Origin of the sequence: Pseudomonas auratipiscis (genome assembly GCF_036324085.1) — a bacterium.
Classification (GTDB): domain Bacteria; phylum Pseudomonadota; class Gammaproteobacteria; order Pseudomonadales; family Pseudomonadaceae; genus Aquipseudomonas; species Aquipseudomonas auratipiscis.
On record NZ_JAZDCU010000016.1, the window covers coordinates 96,378 to 112,770 of the forward strand.

Here is a 16,393-nt window from a genome sequence, read left to right on the forward strand (position 1 = left end):
GAACGACTGTTCAGCTATAAACCCTTCGATCCTGCTTCCTCATACGTTCTCATCGAGTCGGAGGTCCCCCTGATGCGCAGCCCCCTGTTCAAAACGCCAATTACCGAAATGCTCGGCATCGCTCACCCCATTCTGTGCGGCGGCATGGGTCCGGGGGTGTCTGATGCCGACTATGTTGCGGCGGTAGTCAATGCCGGCGGCATGGGTTTTATAGTGGCTGCGGGCTTCGCTGATCCCGATGAATTCCGTGAGCAACTGCGCCGCTGCAAGCAGCTGACTGCGGGCAAGGGCTTTGGCGTCAACCTGTACCTGTCTCGTCAAGCGCAAGGCCTTGAGCGTATGCATGAACAGTTGGCGATCGTCGCTGAGGAGGGTGTGTTGTGCGTGGAGACGTCGGGTGCAAGTCCCGAGGGCATCCTGCCGATTCTGCGTGAAGCGGGGATCAAAGTGCTGCACAAGGTGGCCGCGGCGCGTTATGCCCGCTCGGCCGCAAGGCTTGGGGTAGATGCGGTGATTGTTGTCGGTAACGACTGTGGTGGCCATCCGGGCGTCTATGGCATCAGCAGTATGGTTCAGGCGGCGCAGGTGCCTAACGAAGTCAGTGTCCCAGTGGTTATTGGTGGCGGCATCGGCACGGGGCGGCAATTGGCAGCAACGTTGACCATGGGCGCGGACGCCGTATTGATGGGATCGCGCATGCTGGTCGCCGAGGAGTTGTGGATACACCGCAATTACAAGGATTTGCTGGTGCGCAGCGACGGCACCGAAAGCGTGATCGTGAAGACCGGGTTGCGCGATCATCACCGGGTTTACAACAACCAAAGCGCCAAGGCCGTTGCTGCCCTGGATGCTGCCGGTGCAAGCGACTTCGAGCAGTACCGGACTCATGTGATGGGCTCGCTGAGCACTCAAGCATATCAGACTGGCGACAGCGCCCTGGGCATGCTCGACTTCGGCCCATCGGTTGTGTTCGCCGACGCCGTAAAGCCTGTAGAGGCCATCTTCGATGAAATACTCGACGATGCCAAAAACGCACTTCAGCGTCTTGGGCAGCTACACGACGCCGCCTAGGTGACGACATTGCAATCCCAGCGGTGTCGGAGCGCCGCTGGGAAGGGCATTGCACATTAGGTAGAACAATCGCTATTCCCCCATCGCCAATTCTCTGTTTTGCCCTGCCGTTGACAATTGTCATGGGCTCTCAGCCTTCATCTCCCTAAAAATAATGATTCTCATTTATCGGTATTGCCATCAGGCCTACCCGATCATCTGGAGTCGCCCGGGGAGGGGTTGTGATGTTGTTTACGCCAAAGAAGCTGTCGCTGCTGATATCGAGTCTGTGCTGGTTAAGTCCATACGCGCAGACGGCACAAGCGGCGGAGTCGGTGACAAACGTGGACGGTCAGGTCGAGCTGCTGCCCACCACGGTCGAGGGCAAGCGCGACAAAGACGCAGAAGGGCGCAACAAGGTGTACGCAGAGAACGTCACCAACCTCTATCTGGGCCGCGAAGAGCTGGAGCGCTACCAGAACAGTAATCCGGCCGATGTATTCAAGGGGCTCAACGGCGTCTACAGCATGGACTCGCGCAACGGCACTGCGCTGTCACCGAATATCCGGGGCTTGTCTGGCGAAGGACGGGTGCCGTTGACCGTCGATGGCACTGAACAGTCGACCAACGTTTGGTTGCAAGTCTACGGCGCGGGTAACCGCAACTATGTCGACCCGGCACTGTTTCGCAGCATCTCGGTGGAGAAGGGGCCTTCCCTGACCCGTGGGGTAAAAAGTGGCGTGGGCGGTGCGGTGAGTGTGCGCACCATCGATGCCGATGACATCATTGCGGACGGCGACACCTTCGGTTTCGACCTCAAGCTGGAAACTTCCGGCAGCACGGTCAAGCCCCGCGTCGATGCCAACGACTACTTCGGACGTGATTACCGTGACATCCCTGGCGCGGTATTGGGGGCGGACAAAAACGTCAACATTCCACAACCGGTGCCGCGCACCCGTGGCCATAACGACACGCTCAATTTCGACGACAACGCGGTGATGTTCGCCGTTGCCGGGCGTACGGATTTCAGTGATCTACTGGTCTCTTACAGTGAGCGCAAGAAGGGCAACTACTTCGCCGGCAAACAGGGCGCTGGCGCCTATAGCAACAATGACGCCTATGCCCGCGACAGTGCCGCCTATTTCCCCAACCTGACCAAACTCTACAAGCCAGGTAATGAGATTCTCAGCACCTCCAACGACACCAGTACGCTGCTGGCCAAGAACAACTGGTACCTGGCGGATAACCACAAGATTGGCCTGAGTTTCATGCGTACCGATCTGGAGTTTGCCGAGACCAGTTCCGGTCAGGCGGTGGTGATGCTCGGTTTTGCCGAAGAGCTGGAAAAGCAGGGGTTTCGTGATCAACTGGTGGCCGAATACCCCAAGTCCGAAATTCGTCTCGATACCTACAAACTCAGCCATGAGTGGAAGCCGGAAGGCTCGCGCTGGATCGATCTGCAAAGCAACTTGTGGATGACCAAGACCGATGGCGAGCGCCATCAGACCGGTAGCGGTGCTTACTACGTCAAGGAGTACGACACATTGCTGGAGGACTGGAAGGCCTGCAAAGCTGGCAAGCCGCCAGTCAGCACGCCTGATGCTCTGTGGAACTGCTACATCCGCCCGGAGCTCAATCCATTCCTCAATGCGCCCAAGCCTGAACCGGACCCTAATGTCGATGCGCGTGTGTTCGCCGGTAGCGCACAGTGGACCAGTCATGACCGCACCGGTTTTGATTTCAGCAACATGATTGTGCTGCGTGACAACCTGCACCTGACGATGGCTGGCGAGTTTCAACGCGAGAAGCTTGACGAGCGTGTGACCGAACTCGACCTCAGTGGCGGTATCGGCATCGGTGGCTCGAACTTTCACTACGCCACGGCCAACTATGGCCCGCGCTCGGGCGATCGTCGTGAGTACGCCGGCAGCATGAACCTGGAATGGCAGGCCTTGCCATGGCTGACGCTTACCGCCGGCACTCGCTACAACCGTTACTCGGCCTTCGATGAGGGACTGGCTGATCGGCGCCGCAATCGGGTCGCCGGATCGAAAATCAACCAGCAGAAAACTGGTGTGCAGCTTGATTACGGCCAACTGATGACTGACGCCGAGGCCATCCGCCTCAAGACGCTGGATGCCGCCGCGATTCAGGCGCTCAGCCAGGTAACGCCTGCCGACTCGGAAAAATGGGCTAACGAGAAAATAGCCACGCCGGCCATGGCCGCGCACCTAGCTGCGCAAAAGGCTTTTCTCGACTTTTCCGGCAAGGGCACGCACTTGGCCAACAATGGCGCCTACTACTGGCTGCGAAGCGTGGCGGTGCCTTTGGTTGACGGCAAAGTGGACGCCTCGCAGAGCCCATTTGCCAATGGCTCCCTGGACGCCTCGGCAGTGGTCCAGGACGCCCAGGGCAACAGCGGCGAGTACGCGGTTATCACCCCGATCAGCTCGCCGCGCGGTTCCAATATCTATGCGCTGCCTGCTGCCGGTGATGAATGGGCCGAGCCGGAGAAACAATCGGGGCATGCCTGGTCGCCGGTATTTTCGGCTACCGCGCGGGTGACCGAGTACGGCAGTCTGTTTGGGCGTTATGCCCAAGTCACGCGGTTTCCGAGCATCTTTGAGGTGGCGTCGACGTCGGTAGGGATGGATGGTGGCAGTCTCGCAACCCGCGGTGCAACCAAGCCTGAGCGCAGCACCAACTGGGAGATTGGCTATGCCCACGACTTGACGCAGTTCTTCCCTGACCTGCAATTGGCCGATGCGCGCCTGAGCTATTTCGACACCACCATCGAAGACTTCATCGAGCGCGATATCTACCTCAACGTCATTCAGTTCGACGAGAAAAAAACCACCGGCATCGAGTTCCAGTCACGTTTTGACAGCGGACGTTTCTTCGGTGGCGTCGGGGCGACTTACCGGCTCAAGCAGGAGCTGTGTGACAAGGATTACGCCTACAGCTTCGACGTGTTCAAAAATCGTATGCCCGAATGCATGACCGGCGGGTTCCCCGACACCTTGACCGCCAGCAGCCTGCAACCGCGCTACTCGATCAATACCGATCTGGGCACGCGACTGTTCAACGAGCGGCTGGAGTTGGGCATGCGTTCGGTCTACCACGCCAAGGCAGAAAACAAAGACCTCGATGACCTGCTCAATACCGATTATGGCCATGACATCTGGGTGCAGAACAGCGCCAGCCCACTGTACTGGAAGTCGGTTTTGCTGCACGACGCCTACGCCAGGGTGCGGGTCGATAAACATCTCGACCTGAACATGGGCATTACCAACCTCACCGACCGCTATTACATGGACCCGATGTCGAAAATTCCTGTTCCGGGCCCAGGGCGCACCCTCACGGTGGGCATGCGCGCACGGTTCTGATCCCGGCCATTCGCTTTTGCCGGTTTATCAAAACCGGCGCCAACGCTGTACCCAACCCTCAAGGAGTCAACCGATGAACAAGCATGTTGTGATCGTTGCCATGGCTGCCGCCCTGGCGAGTGTTTCCGCTGTCGGTGCCGTAAAAGGCGGGTCTACTGATGAAACCAAGGTCAAGGCAGCACCTTCGACCTTGTTTGGCTCCGGCAATGCCGGATTGCAGTTTGGCTCTTCGGCAGCGATTGACCTGTTGGGCGGGCCGATCACCCAGGCAAACAATGCACTGGCCCGTGCTGCCGAAAGCAATGGCAAACATTATCTCAAGGGCAGTGATATCAACTTCCTTGCCGGGGTGATGCTGGGCAGTACCAAGATCGCTCAGGTGTGGCGCAATGACGTGGCATTCAATGGCGACACCACCACGATCAACAGCACCCGCCAGATGATCGTGCCGCCCCTGCCGTTCATGCCGGACTTTGGCGGTCTGGTCATCGGCAAGGTGGAGGGCTCTCCCGTGTACTTCGGCGAGTGGGCTCCGAAGGGCGCCAACTATGCCGCTGTAGCCAGCACCGATCTGAACCTCAACAGTGCCCAGCATACCGCCTGGTATTCGGGTGAAAACCCCACCACCAACATGCCGACCCTGGCCAACGCCAAGTACAACGTTGTGGGTATCAACCAGCACAATCCGGAAAACCCCAACGTTTACACCGGTGTGCTCAGCGCCACCTATAGCACGGGCGCAGGGTCGCTGACCGGCACGTTGGCGCGTAGCGGTTCGGCTTCATTGAACTTCGCCAACACCAATATCAGCAGCAACGGCAGCTTCGCCAACGCCGGCAATGTGATCACCGGGCAGTTCTACGGTGCTCAAGCCAATGCCCTGGCCGGCATTCACAAGGGCGGTGCGGGTACTCAGGACGACGTCGCCTTCGGTGGCGCACGGCAGTAACCATCAGCACCAGTGACGATCGTGGCGCGGTCCGGCCACGTTCACGGGAGGGGCGCAACAGGCGCTCCTCCCGTTTCTTCTTCCCTCACAAGACGCTGCGCCTATGACGATTCCACGCATTACCCCGTTGGCCCTGCTGCTGTTGGCCGGCGCTGCCAGCGTCTGGGCAGACGAGGAAGATACTCGTCTGCTGCTCGACCGCGAACGTGCCGAACGAACCCTGCACCAGCAACAACGTCCGCAGTGGCAAGTGGCAGCCCCTACGGGCGAGCTCTCTGTCGAGGTCAACGGTCAGCGCTATCGTGTGCAAAGATCCCTAGCCGACTTGGAGCCTGCGCTCTACGTCGCTATCAATACCGGACAATGGAACAACGCGGGTGAGCTGGCGGCAGCCTACCGCGAGCTACCCGGGCACAAAGAGCACCTGGCCCTGATGGCTGAAGGCCTCAGTGCACGCCACAGCGGTGATTACCACAGCGCTGTGAGGTTATTGGAACACGCCAACGCCGCAGCCCCGGATGATCTGCGCGTGCAGATGGAACTGGCGCGTATCTACGCCGAAGACCAACAGGACCGCGAGTCGGTGCAAATGCTCGAACGCACGCTCGGCAGCAGCCTGCCAGCCGAAACGCGTGAGTTGTTGCACAACTATGTGAGTGCCGTGCAACAACGCAGTGACTGGCAGGGCTCGCTGGCCCTGGGTGTTGGTTACAACAGCAATATCAATCAGGGCAATGGCTACGAGCGGTGTTCGCAGCAGTTTGCGGGCTATTGCCTGTCGCAGATGAAGTTACCCGACCCCATCGCATCGTCGCTGTTGAGCTACGACCTGGTACTGAGCAAGCGCATTGCCTTGAGCGGGCATCACAATGTGCTTATACGTCCGGTCAGCTACGGTACCTACTATCACAAGCGGGACGAGCAAAGCACGACGCTTACGGATTACAGCGACAGCACTAACATTCTGTACCTCGGTTACCAGTACGCCAGCGCCCGCCAAAGCCTCACCGTGCTGCCCTTACTGGAAAACTATCACCGCGACGGCAACACTAGTTATCGCGCCCCCGGTGTGCAGGCAGACTGGAGTTACTTTCTTTCGCCACGTGTGAAACTGGGCCTGCAAGCTGGAGCCAAGCGCTACAAATACCAGGGGCCTGACAGCCGCTATTACGCCGACTACACCCAGCGTGGGGCGGGGGTTAGCCTGACCTATTACCCTGAGCCCAACACCAGCATTTACGGCGGGGTGGACTATTACCGCAAAAGCTACGCGTTGTCTGTCAATAGTAGCCAAGAGCAGGTGTGGCGGGCTGGCGTATTTCATCAGTTTGAAACGGCAGGCTTGTTTGCCAATTTGATGGTGCTACAGCGCGACTTCAGCAACGACGACGAATCCTACTTTTATGGCGTTCAGCGCGAAGATCAGCAGCGCATGCTCATCGCCACCCTGGGCGCCAGCAAGCTGGCGATCCACGGGGCTTACCCGGAGTTGCGCTTCAAGCGCACCCTCAACGACAGCAATTCGGTCTTCAACGGCTACCAGCAAAGTGAGATTACCTTGCAGGTGCGCAAGCATTTCTGATTTTAAAATGATGTCAAATGGAGTAACTTTGCGCCTCGAGAATAATTCTCATTACCGTCGCCGTCGGTCTTCACTGATGTGCAACGCTTCCGATATGTACGATGAGTAAGCCATGAAGGCGTTAAGTCTTATCCATATGCTGGCTCGCTCGCCGGTGTTTTCCAAGGTGGGCAAGGAAGGGCTGGCCTCGCTGCTCGAGGGTGTTTCGCTGATCCGCCTGGAGCGTGGCCAGCATCTGTTTCGCATGGGCGATGCAGCGGCCTATTTCTATCTGGTGCAGTCGGGCAGCCTGGAGCTCTATCGCCCCAGCTATTCGGGAGAGCACAAAATATTTCGCAGCATGGAAGCGGGCGACCTGTTGGCAGAAACCGCCATGTTTGTCGAACCTTGCCGCTACCCGTTGTCGGCCCGTGCTGGTCTTGCCTCCAGTGTCTACCGCCTGCCGCGGGCACGCCTGTTGGCGCTTTGCCGGGCCTCACCGGACTTCAGCATTGCCATGCTTGAAGGCATGGCCGTGCGTATCGCCCAGTCGCTCAACCGCATCGACCTGTTGACCATTGGCAACTCGGCGCAACGCCTGGTGGCCTACCTGATGGATCTCTATGTTCAGCAGCGCAGTGCCTGGCTGACCTTCCCCAGCAGCCATAACGTGTTGGCCCGGCAATTGAACATCACCCCGGAAACCTTTTCGCGTCAATTGAGTTCGTTCCGCAAGGCGGGGTTTGTCGGTGGGCACAGTCCTGAATTGGTACTGCTGGATATCGAAGGTTTGTGTCAGTCGGTAGAGCTGCCGGTGCCGGATACCAATTTCGATAACGCCGAACCCATGGCGCATTTGGGCAGCAGCTTGTTCGATTGCTGTAACTATGCGCGCCAGACGTTGGGTAAAGGCTGAACCGTCACGTCAACAGCTGTGATCACTTTTCAGCTGTGGGCCGGAGCCGTCATGGCGACCATCTGCCCGCGGGCCGGTCAGGGTGTTCCAGGTCGCAATCAGGTAGATGGCGAAGCAACTCGCCCACAGCAGGCCTGCGATGTTCATCAGAGCCAGACTGCTGCTTGCGGTGAGTGGTAGCCCGGCCAATGTCCTGAGCAGCGCAGCAAGTACCAGAGTGCTTGCACAGAGCATCGGCCACGGTCGTCGATCAAGCCAGAGCCCGGCATGGATGCGACCGACCATGGCCATTACCGCAAAGATAGCCAACGATACCGCGCCACTGGTCAACAGATGTCGACCGGATGAAGAACTGATGGGGGCGCCAAGCCAGGCCGCACCGAGCGCCAGATAACCGAGGCCGATCAACCAGTAGCAGGTGTACAGCATCAGCGCCCAGCGTTGGAACAAGGGGCGCCCCACATGCCAATCGTTGAGGAGATTGAACATGGCAGCAGCAGCGGCCAGGGCGACCCAGCCACTGACAGGCTGCCCACCGATGACGAACTCGCTGGCGCTGCACAGTACGATGCAGACAATCGCGAGGTTGCGCCGTGGAGGCCGAGCCAGGTATGAATCGTTGGGTAATGGGGCGTCAGGACGGCCTTCTTCGATTCGGCCGTTGACCACACTCATGGAAATCCGGCTGGTGGCAATCACTATCAATACGCTCAAGGCACCTGTTGCCGCCCGAGCCCAGGCCAGTGCATCAGCGACCATTAGCTGGGCGGCAAAGAAGCCCACTTGCAGCAGGCACAGGCTGAGGATCACCCAGGCAAAACTCAGGTGCGCCCGCCCATCGGCTTGCCATAGGCGTGGAACCAGCAAACGCAGCAGCGTCAGCCAGAATGCCAGGTTGCACAATGCTGCCGGCCATAGGCCCAGCGCGGCCGGCCATAACGCGGCGAGCAAATAGGCCAGACGCGCCAAGAGCCATAGGCCCACGACCGGCAGCAGCGTTTTGCCAAGAATTTCCGAGGTTTTGCTGAACTCCGGAATCGCCGTCAGGGTGAACCCTGCGGTGGCTGCAGCGGCAAAGCCGAATATCAGTTCATGGGCGTGCCATAGCACCAGGCCACCGGGAGGATTCCACCCCGGCAGCCAGCCATTGATCACCAGCAGCCAGGTCAGCATCAGCAGTGTGGCACTGGCTGCAGTCAGGACAAAGAAGGGGCGAAAGCCGCACATCAACACCGGCAAGCTTCGGCTCATAGCTCGCAACCTGTATGGGCTCGAAGGGGTGCTACCCAGTCGAAGGCTTCCTGGCTCAAGCCAAAGCCGATGCGCACTTCGCGGGTTTGCATCAGCTCGCCCGTGGTTTGATAGATCCAGGCTTCCGAGCGCTCGTGATGCGGCACTGGCATGACAAACTCATGCACCATGCGTCCGGGGTTGGCCACCATCAACAGAATGCGGTCGGCCAGGCGTACCGCTTCCATAAGGTCGTGGGTGATCAACAGCGCGGCATTGCCACGCTGGGTCAGGTGTTCGCGCAGCAAGGCATAAAGTTCCAGTTTCAGGCCGATGTCCAGCGCCGAGAAGGGTTCGTCGAGCAGCAGCAGGTCGGGGCACACGGCCAGGGCACGGCCAAGGGATACGCGGCTTTGCATGCCACCGGAGAGTTCGTGGGGATATTTGTCCAGGTCTTGTGTTGTCAGCCCCAGGCGCTGGGCCATATGGTCTGCCTGCTTGCGACGGGCAGACCTGGGTACGCCGAGGGCCTTGAGGCCCAGGGCAATATTGTCGCGCGCGGTCATCCAAGGCATCAGGTTTGGTTGCTGAAACACATAACCGATGCCGCGAAAGTCGCAGTGCATGATCATTTCCGTTGGCACAAGCAGGCCCGCTAACACCTGTAGCAGGGTACTCTTGCCGCAACCGGAAGGGCCGACCAGCGCCAGAGTTTCACCGGCGTACAGATCCAGTCCAACATCGGCCAGCACTTCTATGGGGCCATAACGATGATAGAGATGACGAACGTGCAGGGCGTTCATGCGTGCTCCGGTGTTCGCCAGCGTTCGACGCGGCGCTTGAGGGGTTCGAGCAGCAAATATTCGGTGCCCAGCAGCAGTGCCAGAACGGCGAGAATCCAAGCCAGTGAGCTGGCTGTATCCAGCTGTGCACGCGACACCGCCAGCGCCGCGCCGACGCCATCATTGGTACTGAGCAGTTCAGCCATTACCACGACTTTCCATGAGGTACCCAGCGCGGTGATCCAGGCGGGGAACAAGTACGATGCCACGTGCGGCAGGTACAGGTCGGTAAGGCGCATGAGCGCAGGCAGGCGGTAAGCACTAGCCACTTTGTGCAGTTGATTGTCCAGGGTACGCGCGCCTTGCATGGCCGCAGCGAAGACAATCGGCAGGCAGGCGATGAATACCGTGAACATTGGCGTGGCATCACTCATGCCGAACCACAGCATCGCCAGCACCAGCCAGGCAATTGGCGGCATGCCCAGCAACAGTGTTACCAACGGCCGTGACAACATGCTGGTGGTAAGCGAGCGGCCAGCCAGCAGTCCCAGAAAACTGCCAAGCAACAATGCAGCAGCCAAACCATACAGGGTTCGGCGTGCCGAGATGGTCAATTGCGGCAGGGCGCTGCCATCACTGATCATTGCGCGCAACTGGTCGATGGTTGCCAGTGGCCCAGGCAGTACCAGCGGCCCGTTTAGCTCGCCAGCCAACTCCCAGGCGGCGCAGAATAGCAACAGACTGGCAACCGCGCCCCAACCGCTCCACAGGTAGATGAGCGTCGCTCGTACACTGCGTTGCACGATTTTTTCCACGTCACTCATTTATTCGCGTTCACTCGCATAGAAGCCGACAGTGGGCAGCTTGCCGCCAATGCTGGCAGGCTGACGTTGCAGGAGAATTTGAAACAAAGCCTCCAGTTCCGGGCGAGCCTGGGCGGCGCTGGCGTAGTCGCGTGGCAGCACGCGAAGCGAATCGGCGACGGCTTCGGCGCTGAGTAGCGGAATATGGCGGGCGACCATTTGCGCACACGCTTGAGGGTGGTCGAAACACCAGGCGTTGGATTGCTCATAAGCCTGGGCGACGCGCTGGGTCAGTTGCGCATCGAGGCGGACGTTGCCCAGCGCGGCCAGCCCGGCCTGCGGGATGCGTGCCTGGTTGCCGTGCAAGGCGCCCCATTGTTGTTGCAGGTTGACGCTGCGATACAACTCCGGTGCGACCACCGACAAAGGAAAGGAGCGCGTCTTGCGTAGCGCCATGGACACGGCGGGTTCCACCAGCAGCGCATGGTCGACCTGACGCAGGACCAGCAGTTGCAAGGCATCCAGGGGCGTGGCGGTGTAGCGCAGGCGCATATCCTTTTGCGGGTTCAGACCCTGTTGCTCGACCAGGTAGCTGAACAGGATGTCTGGCATGTCGGCGCGAAACGGCAGAGCCACCTCCTGGCCCTTGAAGTCAGCCAACGAGCGCATGCCAGGATTGCGTGAGACCATCCACAGCGAACCCCAGGTGGACACGTTGAGCAGTTGGATGGCCGCCCCCCGGTTGTATAAGTTGGCAGCCACATTACTGGGGGCGGCAATGAAGTCGGCCTGCTTGCCAATCACCTGCGCGCGCAATTGGTCGGGGTTGCTCCAGAGGACGAATTCGACACGTTGCGCCAGGTCGTTCAAGGCGCCGCTTTCGAGCATATGAATCAACGGATAGGAAACCGAAGCGGGCGGCCCCGCCAATACCAATTGGGGGCGCAAGACAGGCGCGGTTTCGGCGGTCACCGTTTGCCAGGGTTGCAGGCAGAACACCCATGCGACCAGTATTGGGCCAAGGTGTCGCGAACGGGAAAAAATGTCCGGCATCGATAGAGGATCCACTCGAAAGCGTACAGGTCCCGACAATAGGGGCCAAAGCATTCAAGCTTATCTATCCCAGATTCAGGTGCGAATGATAATTATCAAGTGACGATGTAAAAATCTTGATGCCTCTGTGGCTTTCGCGAGCGAACCCCAAAATAGGTTCCGGCGGCGTATGGCGCAAACATCTCGCAGTATCACCGCCTTGAACGATCCCACTCACTTGATCGACGCCCGCACCTTCACCATCTGACCCTGACCCCAAGGTTGCCAATCAAGCCATTGAGATCGTTGTCGTCCACATCGGTGCTGTAGTCGGCACTGACGAACAACGCCACTTTAGGCGTTACCCTGGCCACCAGCCCCAAGCCCACTTCAACCGTGGCGGAGTTGCGCCCGCTGCTGATCTTGTCGACCTTGTCCAGTGACACGGTGTCGGCGTTGGTAAAGTCGTACCACACATTCGTGCGCAGGAAGGGCTCTATGGGCATGCCCCGCAGGTTGTAGCGTGCGGACAACTTGGCGCCGACCCGGCCGGTCCAGTTAGGTTGTTGGTCGAAGGCTTGTTGCGTGTCGGTTTGGGTCTGGCTGCCGGGGAAATACTGTTGGTTGATCAATTGCGCCTGGGGTTCGATTGTCCAGTTGGCGCCAAGGCTGATGGGGTAGCCACCTTCAACCGACAAGGTCAGGGCATGACCATCGCCATCCAGACGCTGGCCGTTTTCGCTGCGGCCGTTGACGTCGAAACGGGTGCCCATGGCCACCGCATCCACGTGCCAGCCCTGATCGTGGGTCATGCTCCAGTACATACCCAGGCTTTCACCTTCAAGATTGACGTTGGACTTCTTGTCACCGACCTGCGGTTTGCGCATGCCATCGAAGCCGCTTTGCAGGCTGCTGTGCCCGACGAAGAATCCGATGCGATGGATGTTACCGGCGCTGGTTTCGCGGACGAACAAGTCCGGGCTGATCTGCAGGCTCTGGTTGGCAGCATCCAGTCGGGTCGCAGCAGGAGCACTGGTTCTCAACGGCACCGGAAAAAATTGTGCCCACTGACTGGTCATGAGCTCGGGGGCGGCTGGCGTATTGCGTTCGGCCATGCGCTCGGAGAACGCGCTCAGGGTCGCCAGGCCTATGCCGCTGGCATTGACGGGGTTCAATGACAGCATTGGCAGGAACTGTGCCTGCGCTTGCACCAGTGTATTGAAGGGATCGTCATTCTGGAGTTCGAACGCAAATGCTTCCAACGGGCTTGCGATCAGCAGCGACGTGGAAATCGCGTAGAAAGCGTACTCACAGCGTGCGCGATTCAGCGTTTTTTTCATGGCGGATCTCCTCTGTTGTAACAGCCAAGGTTCTGGCCTGATGTCACGAGCTGTAAGGCAAAACCAGAGGGCGACCCAAACCAGCAAAACGGGTCTCCGCCGCGCGCCGAAAGGCGCGAGCTAGAGGCTCGCAATGGAGTTATGCAATGCTGCATTACATGTAGCTAAGGAGAGGAGACGGCGGGCGTCAAGAAAGCGTGAAGCGCATGTTGTCAAGAAGTTAAGCAGGGTAGTGTGCTGAAATTAAACAATTATTTACATTAGATAGACGTGATGGATCTTTGCATACCCGCGTCTAATGCCGAATCATTGCTAAAGCTGCACCTCGACAGCCAGCGGCAGATGATCGGAGAGGTGGCTCCACGGTTTGTTGCCGAGGATGCGTGGCGCATGACTGTTGGCATTGCGCAGGTAGATACGATCCAGGCGCAACAGCGGCAACCGAGCGGGGTAGGTGCGCGCCAACAAGCCATGATGGCGCTCGAACGCCTCGTGCAGGCCACGGTGCAGGCCCAACGTGCGGTTGCCTTGCAGCTTCCAGTCATTGAAGTCGCCAGCGATGATCACCGGTGCTTCAGCGGGTAGCGAGTCGAGTAATCGGCGTAGCAACTGCAGCTGCTTTTGCCTGTGGCTTTCCAGCAGCGACAAATGCACGCACACGGCGTGAACCTGATGCTGACCGGGCACGTCGAGTATGCAGTGCAGCAGCCCGCGTCGTTCCGGGCCGGTAATCGAGACATCCAGATTGCGGTGTTCGATGATCGGGTACTTGGACAATAAGGCATTGCCGTGATGGCCATCGGGATAGACGGCGTTGCGGCCATAGGCGAAATCGGTCCACATGCTGTCGGCAAGAAACTCGTACTGAGACGTCTGCGGCCAGCCGGCGTGGCGCGCGGCATGCCGGTCGTGACTGCCGAGCACTTCCTGGAGGAAAACGATGTCGGCTTCGGTACTGCGCACTGCCTCGCGCAACTCCGGCAGGATGAAGCGGCGATTGAAGGCTGTGAAGCCTTTGTGGGTGTTGACGGTCAACACCTTCAGGCGCCGCACGGCGGGCGCCTGTTGGGTAGTGGTAATCAGCGTGGGGTCCGGTTCGGGATTCACGGTTGCTCCTGATCTTCAAGCCTACTGCTTGAGACTGATACCCAATGTGTCAGTTCCCAGCCTCAACTGTCATCTTCGCGTTGCAGTTCCAGCAGCATCAGCGATCGCCCCGTCACCTCCAGGGTACTTTCGAACTCATGGCGTTCACCCTTGCGCAACTGCGGTCGATCGGTGTCGAGCAGACAATTCCAGTGCTCGCCTTCAGGTACCTGCGGCAACGTGAAGGTGACATTGTCGTGATGGGAGTTGACGATCAACAACAAGGTGGCATCCTCACCGGGTCGCTGTATGCCGCTCACCTGTGCGCGGCCATCCATCAACATGCCCAGGCAGCGCCCCTGGCTGTCCTCCCATTGCTCGACACTCATCTCGCTGGCGTCAGGCGCGAGCCACGTAACATCCTTGACCCCGATGGCCTCATTGTAGTCACCCACCAGAAAGCGCGAGCGGCGCAACACCGGATAGTTCAGGCGCAGCTTGGTCAGGCGTTTGACAAACTTGAGCAGTGCACTGCCTTCGTCGTCGAGTTCCCAATTGATCCAGCCGATTTCGCTGTCCTGGCAATAGGCATTGTTGTTGCCGTGTTGAGTACGACTGAATTCGTCTCCTGCAACGATCATGGGCGTGCCCTGGGCGAGCAGCAGGGTGGCGAAAAAGTTGCGCATCTGGCGCAGGCGCAATGCATTGATTTCCGGGTCATCGGTGGCACCTTCGGCGCCGTGGTTCCAGGACAGGTTGTTGTTGCTGCCATCTTGGTTGTCTTCGTCGTTGTCCTCGTTGTGCTTGTCGTTGTACGAGACCAGGTCGCGCAGGGTGAAGCCGTCGTGGGCGGTAATGAAGTTCACCGAGGCGTAGGCGCGACGACCACGGCGGTTGAACAGCTCGCCGGAAGCGGTCATGCGTGCGGCAAACTCGGCCAACTGACCTTCATCGCCTTTCCAGAAAGCCCGCACGGTGTCGCGAAAGCGGTCGTTCCACTCCGCCCAGCCTGGAGCAAAGTTGCCCACCTGATAGCCACCCGGGCCGCAATCCCAAGGCTCGGCAATTAGCTTGACCTGCCGCAGCAGCGGGTCCTGGCGACAGGCAACCAGGAAGCTGTGACGTTCATTGAAACCGTCGTGGTAGCGGCCAAGGATGGTGGCCAGGTCGAAGCGAAAGCCGTCTACATGCATCTCGCCGGCCCAGTAGCGCAGCGAATCGGTAACCAGTTGCAGTACGCAAGGGTGACTCAGGTCCAAGGTGTTGCCGGTGCCGGAATCGTTGATGTAGAAACGCTTGTCGTCGGGCATCAGCCGGTAATACGAGGCGTTGTCGATACCGCGCATGGACAGGGTCGGGCCCAGTTCATTGCCTTCTGCAGTGTGGTTGTAGACCACATCGAGAATTAGCTCCAGACCAGCGTCGTGCAAGTGCGCGACCATTTCCTTGAACTCGGCGATCTTGCCGTTGGCCAGGTAGCGTGGATGCGGGGCGAAAAACGCGATGCTGTTGTAGCCCCAGTAATTGTCCAGGCCCTTTTGCAGCAGGTGCTGGTCGCTGACGAAGGCATGGATCGGCAGCAGCTCGATGGAAGTGACGCCCAGTTGCTTTATATGGTTGAGCAACTCGTCGCACATCAGGCCTGCAAAGGTGCCACGATTGTCTTCGGGCACTGCCGGGTGGCGCATGCTGATGCCGCGTACATGGGCTTCGTAAATGATGGTGCGGTCCCAGGGCACGCCGACACGTTGATCGCGACCCCAGGTGTAGGCCGGGTCGATGACCTTGCACTTGGGTACGAATGGGGCGCTGTCGCGCTCATCGAAACTGAGGTCGCCATCGGGGTGACCAATGGTGTAGCCGAACAACGCCTCGGACCATTTCAGACTGCCCACCAGTTGCTTGGCGTAAGGGTCGATCAATAATTTGTTGGGGTTGAAGCGATGGCCGTTCTGCGGCTCGTACGGACCGTGCACACGGTAGCCGTAGATCTGCCCCGGGTGGGCATCGGGCAAGTAGCCGTGAAAGATCTCGTCGGTGTATTCCGGTAGCTCGATACGTTCAAGTTCTACCTCACCGCTGGCGTCGAACAGGCACAGCTCGACCTTGGTGGCATGGGCAGAGAACAGGGCGAAGTTGACCCCCAAGCCGTCCCAGCTTGCGCCAAGCGGAAATGGCAGGCCTTCGCGAATGCGCGAGGGTTCGACAGCTTGCGTGGGTGTTTTCATAAGTCTCCTTGACTGATTCGGTTCATTACG

Annotated in this window: 12 protein-coding genes; 5 read left to right on the forward strand and 7 right to left on the reverse strand. The window is 59.1% G+C overall.

What is annotated here, in order from left to right; translation table 11 throughout:
- The first annotated feature begins 72 nt into the window (after positions 1-72).
- The 5 genes from V0R60_RS20505 (at position 73) to V0R60_RS20525 (ending at position 7,862) form a co-directional block, all read left to right on the forward strand.
- Positions 73-1,071, forward strand: a complete 999-nt coding sequence (locus tag V0R60_RS20505; protein ID WP_330080213.1) for an NAD(P)H-dependent flavin oxidoreductase — start codon at positions 73-75, stop codon at positions 1,069-1,071.
- 224 nt (positions 1,072-1,295) lie between these two features.
- Entirely contained in the window at positions 1,296-4,436 is a 3,141-nt protein-coding gene (locus tag V0R60_RS20510; RefSeq protein ID WP_330080212.1) for a TonB-dependent receptor domain-containing protein, read from the forward strand.
- Between the two features lie 73 nt (positions 4,437-4,509).
- On the forward strand, positions 4,510-5,385 hold the full coding sequence (locus tag V0R60_RS20515) for a Slam-dependent surface lipoprotein (protein WP_330080211.1): 876 nt from the start codon (positions 4,510-4,512) through the stop codon (positions 5,383-5,385).
- A 103-nt stretch (positions 5,386-5,488) separates the two neighbouring features.
- Positions 5,489-6,967: a surface lipoprotein assembly modifier gene (locus V0R60_RS20520; RefSeq protein WP_330080210.1), complete on the forward strand. Its 1,479-nt coding sequence runs from the start codon at positions 5,489-5,491 to the stop codon at positions 6,965-6,967.
- Between the two features lie 112 nt (positions 6,968-7,079).
- Positions 7,080-7,862 carry a Crp/Fnr family transcriptional regulator gene (locus V0R60_RS20525; RefSeq protein WP_136475650.1) on the forward strand — a complete coding sequence of 261 codons (783 nt, stop codon included), beginning with the start codon at positions 7,080-7,082 and terminating at the stop codon, positions 7,860-7,862.
- A 9-nt stretch (positions 7,863-7,871) separates the two neighbouring features.
- Here the strand turns inward: V0R60_RS20525 and V0R60_RS20530 are convergent, their stop codons facing one another.
- The 7 genes from V0R60_RS20530 to glgX all read right to left on the reverse strand — a co-directional run bounded on the left by V0R60_RS20530 (position 7,872) and on the right by glgX (position 16,363).
- Positions 7,872-9,113, reverse strand: a complete 1,242-nt coding sequence (locus V0R60_RS20530; RefSeq protein ID WP_330080209.1) for an NnrS family protein — start codon at positions 9,111-9,113, stop codon at positions 7,872-7,874.
- Complete coding sequence (locus V0R60_RS20535) at positions 9,110-9,895, reverse strand: ABC transporter ATP-binding protein (RefSeq protein ID WP_330080208.1); 786 nt, start codon at positions 9,893-9,895, stop codon at positions 9,110-9,112. Before V0R60_RS20535 ends, V0R60_RS20530 begins: the two co-directional genes overlap by 4 nt.
- Positions 9,892-10,698, reverse strand: coding sequence for an ABC transporter permease (locus V0R60_RS20540; protein WP_330080207.1), 807 nt, complete (start codon positions 10,696-10,698; stop codon positions 9,892-9,894). Before V0R60_RS20540 ends, V0R60_RS20535 begins: the two co-directional genes overlap by 4 nt.
- Positions 10,699-11,730 carry an ABC transporter substrate-binding protein gene (locus V0R60_RS20545; RefSeq protein WP_330080206.1) on the reverse strand — a complete coding sequence of 344 codons (1,032 nt, stop codon included), beginning with the start codon at positions 11,728-11,730 and terminating at the stop codon, positions 10,699-10,701. It abuts the gene before it with no gap.
- 236 nt (positions 11,731-11,966) lie between these two features.
- A complete protein-coding gene (locus V0R60_RS20550; RefSeq protein ID WP_330080205.1) occupies positions 11,967-13,049 on the reverse strand; it encodes an autotransporter outer membrane beta-barrel domain-containing protein in 1,083 nt (360 codons plus the stop codon).
- A 312-nt stretch (positions 13,050-13,361) separates the two neighbouring features.
- Complete coding sequence (locus tag V0R60_RS20555) at positions 13,362-14,156, reverse strand: endonuclease/exonuclease/phosphatase family protein (RefSeq protein ID WP_136475656.1); 795 nt, start codon at positions 14,154-14,156, stop codon at positions 13,362-13,364.
- Between the two features lie 62 nt (positions 14,157-14,218).
- Positions 14,219-16,363, reverse strand: a complete 2,145-nt coding sequence (glgX, locus tag V0R60_RS20560; RefSeq protein WP_330080204.1) for a glycogen debranching protein GlgX — start codon at positions 16,361-16,363, stop codon at positions 14,219-14,221.
- Between the last annotated feature and the right edge of the window lie 30 nt (positions 16,364-16,393).